The following is an 11311-nucleotide window of genomic DNA, read 5'->3' as shown; positions in this document are numbered from 1 at the left end:
TGTGCATTTAAGCGGATCATGTGGGCGCGGTCGCGCGTCCGTTGCGGCACGGTTTGAGCAACTCGCAACTCGCTTAACATTGAGTCCTCTGCTTCGCTTAAGATAATCCGAATGGGAGCAGGCATAGATTAATGGAAAACTTCGTTTAGGGGCTTTATGCCATCTTATATTTAATTAGTCCCAGCTACTTAATGCGCTCAAGAGCGCCCAAAGACCCTTGCTCAGTTAATGCAACGCCAATACAGGCTTCCCGAATAGAGTGACGCGATGACCGCGAGAAACCAATTCGTAGCCTAAAGTCGTCATCGGGTTGAGATGACCGGAGGCGGTAGGACAGATGATGCCAAAGTGAGTCATCGGAAAGCCCCTATAAACAGAGACGTTTGACGAAAACAGTTGGCTCAGTGTAGCTTTTTGCGCTTACAGATTACTGGTGAGTAACCATTTGTTGCAGCACCTGTCGTATTACATCTGACGGCACTTGGTCGGTTACAGTTACTGCCCCAATCTGGGTGGGAAGGACAAACCGCACCTTTCCATCTTTCACTTTCTTATCGGTTTGCAGCGTCTCAATAATTGCTTCGATGTCTAGCCCTGCTGGTAGCTGGGTGGGTAATCCGGCTTTTTGAATTAGGGCATCTTGACGTTGGGCGTCTGCCTTGTCCCACATCTGAAGGTTAACCGCAATCTGACCCGCCGCGACCATCCCAATCCCTACTGCTTCCCCGTGGTTCACGACACGGTAGCCGGTTAAGCTTTCTACAGCATGACCGATAGTGTGACCGTAGTTGAGAATGGCGCGGAGTCCAGCTTCTTTTTCATCTTTGCTGACGACATCGGCTTTGGCTTGGCAGGATCGTGCCAGGATTTCTTGTAATAAACCAGCGTCTAGAGAGGGGAGTGAGTCAAGATATGGCGATCGCTCCATCTGCTCAAATAAATCAGCATCCCAGATAATCCCATACTTAATCACCTCTGCCATCCCCGCCCGAAACTCTTGCACTGGCAAAGTTTTCAGCACCTCTGGGTCAATTAAAACCAGCCGCGGCTGATGGAAGGCACCAATTAAATTTTTTCCTTGGGGATGATTAACGCCGGTTTTGCCGCCAATGGCAGCATCAACCATTGACAAGAGTGTTGTCGGAACTTGTACGAAGTTAATCCCCCGCAGCCAGGTAGCCGCAGCAAAGCCAGTCATATCACCAATTACGCCACCGCCTACCGCAACAAGCGTTGAAGAGCGTTCTAGGCGATTTTCCAAGGTGGCGTCGTAGATTTTTTGGACAGAGTCGAGGGTTTTGTAGCGTTCGCCAGCGGGAAGGGTTAGTTCGGTAACGTCAAAACCAGCTTCTTTAAGGGATGCGATCGCTTCTTGACCATAGTGCCGAAAAATTTCTGGGTTAGAAACAACCAACACTTTCTTCCCCAAGTTCAAACTGGTCATCTTAGCGCCTAGTTGCCCTAGACCAGAAGATGCGATCGCAATTTCGTAAGCCTGCTGCGGTAAATTAACCCGAATCACCGATTCCATAAACCAAACCCCATCAACCAACAAGCGCCCGTGGGCTGTATTCTACTCCACTTGATGTTTCAATGGTGGATATTGCGTTCTATCGGAAAAATGGAAATCTCTGGAGCGATCGCTTACTTCTTACTTTTGGGTGGTGCTTTTGGTGTTGCTGTGGGGCTGTATTTCGGCCTCCGCGCCATCAAGCTGATCTAATCACTAGCCTGCTGGCGAAGGATGAACGATGAAGGAATTGTTCGTTCTGTACTTCTTTCCTACTTCATCCTTGCTAAAGGCAGGTTACAGAAGGATACAAGAAGACGAATCAACGAATCCTTTCATCTCTCATCCTTCTGTTAGACTTAACACCTTTACGGTAGATTGCTTTGGGGTACTCTCACAGGGCTTGCTAGTCACTCGACGCGCCATTTGGATTGTTTTTGGCAAAACTCCCACCAATTGAGCCAGAATCTCATCCGGCATTTGGGCAGTCGCTTCAAGACCAAAGTATTTTTCAAATACAACTAAAATGACACGGGCACGCTGCAACGGAACGCAATACTCCATTGCTTTTTGAGTAAAGCGAATCCATTGTTGCCGAATTTCATAAGCTTTTTGTCGCTCGACGCGAGACTCAGGACAAACCACTGACGGGTTGCCAATGGGAATCACCCGGCTACAATTAATATCAAACAGACTGCCAATCCCTGCACCAGGACCTGCCAATTCTGCATGGTGGCGATGACAGATAATTAAGGCGCTGCTGCGACAACCATTGACCCGGAGGAGCTGTCCGCTGTGCAACTGGCTTAAGATTTCTGTGGGTTGATTAATCGGTTTGGTGATGAGGGCTTTGTCGGGCATCGTAAGTCACAGAATCCTCTAAATTGAGTATCTTGCATTTACTTATACCCCTCGGTGATCGAATCTGTTTAGGGGGTGTGATACCCATTTGACTCATTAGTGATTCTTATCACTATAAATCCTGTGACTCACTAGAGATGAAGATGTTTACCCATCCAGGATTGGACTTGTAGCACAATGCTTGAAGACGTTTCCCTAGCCTAGCGTTGTGCTTTCCAGCCAATCGTCTGACGGCATCTTCAACTTTTCAAAGGAGTTAGAGTCGCCAGAGGTAATATCGCTGTTTTAGCTTTGTCGTTGAGTAGCAGTTTGCCAGATGCATCGACACTAAAATCTTTTCCTGGCATAAATCCTTTGCAAATCAAACGTTTGCCGACAGCTACTGAAGTAATGGTGCGAATTTCTTGCATTACATCGACAGGAATGAGATTCTCTATCGTCCACAACACTGAATCGCTGTCAAACCAGATTAAACGTTCGATACTCACCAGCATCATGCCACCGATCTCTTCGAGGGTCATCTGACTTCTCAAATTTGCTATCAGGTCTTTCCCAATCTGGCTATTGCGGGTCATCATCGCCCTAGCCATCTTGGCAATTTCTTGTTCTAACTCTAAGTAGTTCATGCCTGACATTTAGGTTTCCTTCCTAACTGTGTTTGCGGTTCTGCCAAGTATACCTAAAGAAAGAGTGAAATATACCCCTAGGAGGATGAAGAAATAAATTATTTTAGAAAGTATAAGCAGAACCTTGTCAGTAGCGCCAGACAGTAGAATGACTGCGCGATCGCTGTTATGGCGATCGCAAGAGTATATAGATGCTCTACGAAGACAGCTTGATAAAAATTGGATAAAAAGTAGAAATTTGAGACATTTCTGAGCGATGTGAGTGCTGAGCGCATACCGGGAATCGTAACCAGAAAAAAAAACCCCTTAACAGGGGTCATTTAGTCTCTACTGAAGAATATTTATCGAGATTTAATCCGAAAGCGTGAGGGGATAGGTTTAACCTCGGTTTTTAATTAACATCACTTGCACAATCTGCACCGCCGTTTCCGTGGAAATCTCTAAAGCTTAATGCAAATCGTTTAAAAAATTCTGTTCTTCTTAGGTAACGATGCCATCGGCTAAGACGAGATTGGTTGCCACTGCAAAAACCGTTTCCTGTAAATCGTGAGGAAGAGATTCACGAGCCGCTTTAACCAACCCGCTAGGGCCTTGTCGTTTAAGAATACCGAGAAGTTTATCAAACATCCGTCTCATCACATCGTCTGGATAACTTCTGAAGAGTTTCATTCGAGACAGTGTAGAAGAAATGCCTCGTGCTTCTTCGTCGGAGAGGTATCCGTCAGAGGCACAAGCAGCTAAGGTAATAGCAGCAAATGCTTCCGTTGGACTAAGCGTTTCTTGAACTTTGTTCTGAGTACTGAATACTTTGTCAAACAAGCCCATCGCAGTCTACTCCTTAGGGGCATAGTAGGTAGGTATTTACTTGTCCTGCACGATTGATGCTGATGATTCCAGAAGCCTGTCAACTTCAATTCGCAGCTTGGTTGAGTATGACGCGAGTCCTAGATGAGTATTTTTAACAGTCAAACTATTTGAGCGAGAACTTTTAGCGATCGCTGTTCAACGAGAACCGAGTTGCCGTGAGGGGGCGTTGTCGCTAGCTTTTTCAATCTTGTCGATTGCGATTAAACCCAGGTAAGAAGCCGCAAGGAGGAAGATAACTGAAGCTAAATAGGCGTTTTCAAGCATCCGTAGCGCGGTTTCAAAAGTAATGTAGGTTGTCATAGTTTGGCCTTCTCAGCTCTGGGCTGTTGTTGTTCTTCCCTTATTACTCCACACATTGGCTACTCATTTCCTCAGAAGAATCACTAGATTTAGCCTAAGAGCCACTAATGTCCCGGTAATTACACGGGTTTGACTCAATAGGCTGGTAAGTCTCGTGAAACTATAAATACTAAAATTAACAGCAATAATACTGAGGTAACTTACGAATTGAGTGATTTAGCGAAGTTTCAGATTCTTAGTTGTTGATTTTTTATACTTAAATGTTTTTTATAATGAGGTGCGCGTTAGCGTACAGCCCCTTGGGCCTGAAAACAGCGAAGCGAGGCGTTAGCCTAGCGCTGACTTGTCAGTTCGCCCACTTCAACGATTCCTGCGTTTTTGGGTTTGCTCTTGATACCGAGATTTGGTTCCAAGTTCCCTCTAAACTTGCAAGAAAAAACTTTTCCTAAGAAAGCGATCGCGTCCAAGTTTCTCGTAAACTTTAGTTTTTCTCAGCTTCCCGAGCGTCTTAATTTTTTTAAGAAAATCAACATTTTCCCAATTAAGGGAAGATGTTGAGGCTTTTATCTTTGGGAATTAATTGCTTCTTGTATACTAGTTCGCCGTTTCTAGCTACAGCAATTGCTAGTTAAATAATGTTTTTAAAATTTATTTATAAGCAGTTGATTTAGGAATTCATTCTTAGCCATAAATATTGTATCTCTTTTACCTTTAATATTATTATTTAATTTTGCTATTTGTGCTTGCTATAGGCTTGAACAAAGGATTAACGGAGAGAATCAGATAAATGATCCTTTCAATTTGTTAGACTGTCGGCAACTTGTAAAATTGGCAAGCTTTGGTTACACATTACAGCTTATCAAAAAAAATTAGTTTGTTTTAAAAAAACAAAAAAAATACAGAGTAATGTATTCAAAAGCACTTAATGACTTAATATGTGGGTATTTCTTTGGAACAGCTACTCCTTCCCTTTGATAGAAGCAAAGGTTTAAACCAGTAATTAGATTAGTAAAAGAATCACTGCAAAAGGATGGAAATCATGTTTGCCATAGGGGATGATGTTCTTAGCCAGAAAACTGGGCATTTTGGCAAAGTGGTTGGTTACGGACATGAAATGGTTAATGGGGTTTATTTACCAACCATCAAAGTGCTTATAGCTGAAAGTTTAAAGTCTGGGAAAAAGGCTTTTGTAGAGGAGGACTTGCATTCAGCATGGATTCAACAGCAGACCGCTACTACTCTCTCTGCCAAATAAGTTTTTGGTAATACATTAAAGAAGCACGACAAGTGAAAACAAAGCCGGAGAAGCAACTCTCCGGCTTTGTTTGTATCTAAACGCTTTAAATTATTAGATTGCGCTCGATACCACCCAATGGATATCGTTTTAAGAATCACCATGCCCTTATCAAGCGCTTAGTCGGTTCTAGAACAAAGATAAAGTTCCTCAAGGGCTGGTAGTATCGTATTGACTTATCGCTGGTGAAGATTATCCTGGCGGGTTTTCCGGTTAGTCTGAGGCGTCGAGTAGAATCGAGGGAGCTTGTGTTTTCATCTAATTCTAGTCTGTGACCAGTGCTGCCCACTGTATTAATCCCGATTGTTCGCGTCCCTATCCCCAGCCTTGGGGAAACAAATTTTGCAACTGTTGTGGGGCACCGCTACAGCTGAACAATCGCTATATTCCTCTCCAGACTCTAGGATCTGGGGGATTCGCTGCTATTTATACAGTCTGGGATTTGCAGTTGGCAAAAGATCGGGTGCTGAAGGTATTACTGGAATCTTCATCAAAGGCGCAGGAACTGTTTGAGCAAGAAGCATCTGTTTTAGCAAGCCTGCATCATCCGGGTGTCCCTAGCGTCGAGCCAGATAGCTATTTTGTAGTGAATTTGGGTCATCCCTCTTACCGGCGTCTGCCTTGTCTGGTAATGGAAAAAATCAACGGTCAGACATTGCAGGATATCCTGGAGCGCCACTATCCCCAAGGGTGTCCCGAGCCGCTGGTGGCGAATTGGCTGAAGCAAGCGCTCGATATTTTACAAGAGTTGCATCGGCGGCAGATTATTCACCGAGATATTAAACCCTCCAACTTGATGCTGCGCCAGGAAACCGGGCAACTGGTGGCAATTGATTTTGGCGGGGCAAAACAGATAGGCACTGTCCAAGTGGGACAAGAGGCAAGTTCAACGCGATTGATTTCTCCTGGATACAGTCCGCCGGAGCAGATTTTTGGGGGTGCGGTGGGACCGGCAGCAGATTTCTATGCGCTGGGTCAAACGATGATTCACTTGCTCACGGGTCGATATCCCCCGGAGTTGGAAGACCCGGCGACCGGAGAGTTACGTTGGCGTCATTGTGTCCCGGTGAGTCTTGCCTTCGCTGATTTGCTGGATGATATGGTGCAGGCTGATGTGCGCCAGCGACCGGCAACGGCTGTGGAAATTCAGCAGCGTCTGGCTGGGGATTCTTCAATGAAGACGAAAACCAGCCAGGTTCCGCAGTCTTTCTCGGATGCGATCGCGACCATCGCTGGCAGAAGTTTGAAGCTTGTGTGGGTGGCGATCGCATCGATTGTGACGCTAGCGGGTCAAACGGCGCTTTTCGTGGTTCGAGCGATCGCTAAAGTTGTGACAGCTTGCCTGGATACGCTTTGGGAGATGCTTGTCGGCGGAATTGCGGGGGGGGTGTTTGCAGTCACTGGGTTTTCTTTGGCTTATGTGTTCCCTTTAGGGACTCATTTCGCTGCTTTGCTAGCGCAGCTACCGCCTGTTTTCCCCTATATTCCACCCCCAGTCGGACAAGCCATTCTGCTGTTTGCATTCGCTGGATGGGGAACGGCTTGGGGTCTTACTGAAGCCGGTGGCTTTGGTCAACGCAAGCGCCGTTTAGTGGCTGGACTCATGGGTGTCTTTGGCTATGGGTTAGGGTGGCTGGTTTGCCATCTGATGCCTGCTGGAACGGTGCTGCAAATGGTCACGTTGATTGCAGTTGCTGTTGGCCCGTTAACGCTCGGTCTTGGTTTGCCCAGCCATCAACTGGTTCACGCCATTGTCGCCGCAGCTGGCACAGCCGGAATCTTTGGGGGTTTAGGGTTCTTTACTCTTAGTTCGTTCGATCTGCTTCCTAGCCTTGGTTTTTTCAGTCTCCTGGGTGTCACGATTGCCTTCTGGCTGGGCGTGAGTTACTACTTGGTTGTGCCTTTTCTGCGTTGGTTAGGTTGGCGTTAATGACGTGTCGCCTGAGCCGCGATCGCTGTTGTACAGTGACTAATTATTTGTCATCGATGACAGATTGCTGTCGTTATGACGAATTGTGTGACGTTGAGACAAATTAATGTCGCTGAAGTAACAGTGACAAATTAATGTCATTCTTGCAGGGACTATCTATCTAGCTAGATAGTGTTAAGGAAGTGCGCCTTTGTACATTAACTAATTATTTGTCACTTTTAACACTTCAACCACGTCCAAACGACAGAATATACTGAGCCGCTTTCAATCCACCCCTAGTTGGGATGAAAGTTGAAACTGCCATCCCGCTGTCGCCGATTCCTGCAAACGCATACTTTCAACCCACCCTTAGTGGGGATGGTCGTTGAAACCCTATCGACCCGCACAGCAAGTCAACCTCGTTGACTTTCAACCCACTCCTAGTTGGGATGAAAGTTGAAACTTCATTCACTCCCAACTTCCGGATTGATCTTTCCTTTCAACCCACCCCTAGTTGGGATGGTCGTTGAAACCCATCTCCTGCTGGGTTAGAGCTTTCAGTTCATTAGACCTCCTGCATGAATGAGAAAATAGTGTGCCAGTTGGCGATCGTCGAATTGCAAAATTAAGGAGAGACAAGGAGCAACTTAAGGAGGGGGCGATGCCATACACACAGTTACAACAGCTGTCCGGTGCGGAGTTCAAACGCTTGTGTGGGGTCAGCCGTGAGACTTTTGCGGAGATGATTGAGGTGGTGCGTCCGGCTCTGGAACGTCGAGGACGGCGCGGTGGACAAGCCAAGTTAAGCGTTGAAGACCAACTGCTGGTGGCATTGGAATACTGGCGGGAGTATCGCAGTCAGTTTCACATCGGGGTGAGTTGGGGGTTGCACGAGACGACGGTGGGCCGAATTGTCCGAAAAGTGGAAAACCTACTGATTCAATGTGGTAGGTTCCGCTTACCAAGCCAACGGCAGTTGTACCAACCTGGGTGGGAGTGGAAAGTAATGGTAGTGGATGTGGGGGAGATGGAAATCGAACGCCCTAAAAAAAACAGAAGCACTACTACAGTGGCTTTTCAAAGTGTCACACAATGAAGGCGCAACTGTTAGTGGAGTTTGAAACTGGACAGATTATTGCTACTGCTGTGGCGTGCGGCACAATGCACGATTTTAAGCTACTCAAGCACAGTCGCTTGCCGTTTGTTCCGTCACAACTGTGTTTGGCGGATCGCGGCTATCAAGGGTTTGCCAAACGCCATCAGTCGAGCGTGTACTCCCACCAAGAAGCCACGCAACCAACCGTTACCAAAAGCAGACAAACAGCACAATCGGGCATTAGCAAGACTCCGGGTTCGAGTTGAGCATGTGATTCGTCGCTTCAAGATATTTCGCATCTTTTCGGGACGCTATCGCAATCGTAGAAAGCGGTTTGGCTTACGCTTCAACTTGATTGCGGGACTGTTGAACTACGAACTGGCACATACTCACTGATTCATGCAGGAGGTCTATTCTTTCAACCCACCCCTAGTTGGGATGGTCGTTGAAACAGTTGCAATACGAGAAAGTTCTTGCTGCGGTTTTGCTTTCAACCCACCCCTAGTTGGGATGGTCGTTGAAACTCCAGGGAGTACCCCTTAGACGATGAAGATGTAGCTTTCAACCCACCCCTAGTTGGGATGGTCGTTGAAACCCAGCTTGCGCTGCCGCTTTTTGGTCTTCTAAGCGATCGCCAACACTTTCAACCCACCCCTAGTTGGGATGGTCGTTGAAACCGTTAACGCCAGCCCAACCAACGCAGAAAAGGCACCTTTCAACCCACCCCTAGTTGGGATGGTCGTTGAAACCAGTCCCAATGCAAAATCTTGAGGCTGTGAGCCATCTTTCAACCCACCCCTAGTTGGGATGGTCGTTGAAACCAAGAGTGAACTCTTTTTGGTCATTTAACCCGGTGTCTTTCAACCCACCCCTAGTTGGGATGATCGTTGAAACCGCCGCGATGCGTTCGCTGCTGAACGTCATAGCAGCTTTCAACCCACCCCTAGTTGGGATGGTCGTTGAAACAGAACAAACCGAGATGCGTAAATGCGCCAATCTGCTCTTTCAACCCACCCCTAGTTGGGATGGTGTACACTTAATCCCCGGAATTTGCGATCGCGCCTTGGAAGCTCTACTTGAGCAGACAGATTTAATTAGCAGCTCATGATAAAAAAAATTTTCTTATTGGCAATGGTTCTGATGTTGGGTGCTTGTAACTCTACAACAAATTCCAACCAGTCCACATCAACAACATCGACAACTTCCCCAACTCCCTCAACAGTGGCTGAGTTACCCAATTTGCAGTGTCAAGGCGAAGTCCCGCAACCTGTGAAAGCAACCCTTGGCGAACACCGCCTCGCTAAGGAATCCGATTTTGTACCGTCGATTCGCAACTTTAAGTCTAGTGAAACTCCGAACCAGAAGTTTACTTGCAGCATCTTCTCGGCTGATTTTAATCAAGATGGCTTGAAAGACTATGCAATGTTATTAGTAGCTGAAGAAACGGCTGATTTCCGATTTCAAATCGCCCTGAATCAAGGCAATGAAAAGTTTGAGCGATCGCTCGTGAAAGATTACAGGCGCACCACGAAGCCAGAAGAAGGGGTAATTTACACTTCAATGGACTTCAAACCCGCAGGAGAAAAAGGTTTAGCTAACCGCAAGTATAGTCCTTTGAAAGCGGAATCGCCAGAAGAAAAAACCTATATTAATACACCAGCGATTGAATTGTGGAAAGTTAGTAAGACCGATGAACCACCCAAACAACTAGATGTAGATTCTCTTGCTTACTGTTCTGAGGCTTTATACTTCTTAGATGGTAAACAAAAAACTTTTGCAGTCTGCGATTAAGTTTTTATTTAAGGGACAAGTCTACTTGCATTAAATAAATTTAGAGAAATTCCATTTTTTAGAAAATGGGCTTCTCTAATTTTTTTGTTTGTATCTAGTTATTTATCATAGAGTCAGTAGTCTTAGGGAAATCAGCCATGTTAGAGTACAAGCCACCGAAGTATTTTCCCTCTTCCGAGGAGCTACCCGACTCTGACGAAACGCCTGTGGATAATGAACTGCAAGATTTAATCCCCGGTTTACTAAAAGCTATATTGGCTATGGCTTGGGCAGATCGCATGGATTGGTTTTTTGGCGTAGATATGGGAATATACTACGATCCAGATAAACCAGCTATCGTCCCCGATGGATTTCTTAGCTTAGGAGTCGAGCGGTTTTTTGATGAAGAACTGCGCTTAAGTTATGCGATTTGGGAAGAAGAGCGTGTCCCCACGATGGTGTTGGAGGTTGTCTCCCAAACTTATCGGAAAGAATACAGCCAAAAAAAGCTAGATTATGCGAATTTAGGGGTGTTGTACTACGTAATTTATTCCTCCCGCCGTCGCAGAAAGCCGCATTTAGAAGTGCATCGGTTAGTTGATGGCGAATATGTGTTGCAGCCAGGAAACCCGGTTTGGCTACCAGAAATGGGATTGGCGATTGGTGCAGAACGGGGAATTTATCAAGGAATAACGCGGGAGTGGTTGTATTGGTACGACGAGCAAGGGCAAAGATTGCTGACACCGGAAGAACGCGCCCAGCTTGCCGAACAGCGCGCCCAACTTGCTGAACAACGCGCTCAAGTTCTAGCAAAACAACTTCGTGCGATGGGGTTAGATCCAGACTCGCTAGCGTAATATCTCGTTCTACCTAGACTGGGTTTTGCAGGCTACCGATACGTCTAGACCTTAGCAACGGGCTAATGCGATCGCTCAAGCAGATATATGACTACAAGCTTTGCATAACAGGGCAAGCGCATCTCAAATGCTATTGACAAGCGGGTTGAGAGTTCTGATCAATTTGGGTTAAACAAGCAGCCAAAATCTTGAGCATGTAATTATTATCCATAGCAGCTCGG

General features: G+C 46.2%; 10 protein-coding genes, 2 pseudogenes and 1 CRISPR repeat array. Of the genes and pseudogenes, 6 read left to right on the top strand and 6 right to left on the bottom strand.

Going from position 1 to position 11311, the window contains the following annotated elements:
- Positions 1-225: 225 nt before the first annotated feature.
- Both NC994_RS27130 and aroB read right to left on the bottom strand, forming a co-directional pair.
- Positions 226-357, bottom strand: a complete 132-nt coding sequence (locus tag NC994_RS27130; RefSeq protein ID WP_277878448.1) for a hypothetical protein — start codon at positions 355-357, stop codon at positions 226-228.
- Positions 358-427: 70 nt separating this feature from the next.
- Entirely contained in the window at positions 428-1531 is a 1104-nt protein-coding gene (aroB, locus tag NC994_RS27125; RefSeq protein WP_190428537.1) for a 3-dehydroquinate synthase, read from the bottom strand.
- A 90-nt stretch (positions 1532-1621) separates the two neighbouring features.
- Here aroB and NC994_RS27120 point away from each other — a divergent pair, with 90 nt between their 5' ends.
- Entirely contained in the window at positions 1622-1723 is a 102-nt protein-coding gene (locus NC994_RS27120; protein WP_190433215.1) for a cytochrome b6-f complex subunit PetL, read from the top strand.
- Positions 1724-1852: 129 nt separating this feature from the next.
- Here NC994_RS27120 and NC994_RS27115 read toward each other — a convergent pair whose 3' ends face one another.
- The 4 genes and pseudogenes from NC994_RS27115 to NC994_RS27100 all read right to left on the bottom strand — a co-directional run bounded on the left by NC994_RS27115 (position 1853) and on the right by NC994_RS27100 (position 4164).
- Complete coding sequence (locus NC994_RS27115; RefSeq protein WP_190433214.1) at positions 1853-2371, bottom strand: hypothetical protein; 519 nt, start codon at positions 2369-2371, stop codon at positions 1853-1855.
- A 239-nt stretch (positions 2372-2610) separates the two neighbouring features.
- A complete protein-coding gene (locus NC994_RS27110) occupies positions 2611-2997 on the bottom strand; it encodes a hypothetical protein (protein WP_190433217.1) in 387 nt (128 codons plus the stop codon).
- A 378-nt stretch (positions 2998-3375) separates the two neighbouring features.
- Positions 3376-3822, bottom strand: a pseudogene (locus NC994_RS27105) (tellurite resistance TerB family protein).
- A 177-nt stretch (positions 3823-3999) separates the two neighbouring features.
- A complete protein-coding gene (locus NC994_RS27100; RefSeq protein WP_190433212.1) occupies positions 4000-4164 on the bottom strand; it encodes a hypothetical protein in 165 nt (54 codons plus the stop codon).
- Between the two features lie 1030 nt (positions 4165-5194).
- Here NC994_RS27100 and NC994_RS27095 point away from each other — a divergent pair.
- The 5 genes and pseudogenes from NC994_RS27095 to NC994_RS27075 all read left to right on the top strand — a co-directional run bounded on the left by NC994_RS27095 (position 5195) and on the right by NC994_RS27075 (position 11090).
- Positions 5195-5419, top strand: coding sequence for a hypothetical protein (locus NC994_RS27095; protein WP_242028962.1), 225 nt, complete (start codon positions 5195-5197; stop codon positions 5417-5419).
- 310 nt (positions 5420-5729) lie between these two features.
- Entirely contained in the window at positions 5730-7388 is a 1659-nt protein-coding gene (locus tag NC994_RS27090; protein ID WP_190433211.1) for a protein kinase, read from the top strand.
- 640 nt (positions 7389-8028) lie between these two features.
- Positions 8029-8859: pseudogene (locus NC994_RS27085) on the top strand (IS5 family transposase).
- 19 nt (positions 8860-8878) lie between these two features.
- Positions 8879-9502: direct repeats of the CRISPR family, unit length 37 nt; unit sequence CTTTCAACCCACCCCTAGTTGGGATGGTCGTTGAAAC.
- Positions 9503-9567: 65 nt separating this feature from the next.
- Positions 9568-10254 carry a hypothetical protein gene (locus NC994_RS27080; protein WP_190430349.1) on the top strand — a complete coding sequence of 229 codons (687 nt, stop codon included), beginning with the start codon at positions 9568-9570 and terminating at the stop codon, positions 10252-10254.
- A gap of 137 nt (positions 10255-10391) precedes the next feature.
- Entirely contained in the window at positions 10392-11090 is a 699-nt protein-coding gene (locus NC994_RS27075; protein WP_190430350.1) for a Uma2 family endonuclease, read from the top strand.
- The last annotated feature ends 221 nt before the right edge of the window (positions 11091-11311 follow it).

Source organism: Trichocoleus sp. AS-A1, assembly GCF_039962015.1.
GTDB lineage: Bacteria > Cyanobacteriota > Cyanobacteriia > Cyanobacteriales > FACHB-T130 > FACHB-T130.
Note: the sequence above shows the minus strand (reverse complement) of the source record. Positions and strands in the feature narration are given on the sequence as shown.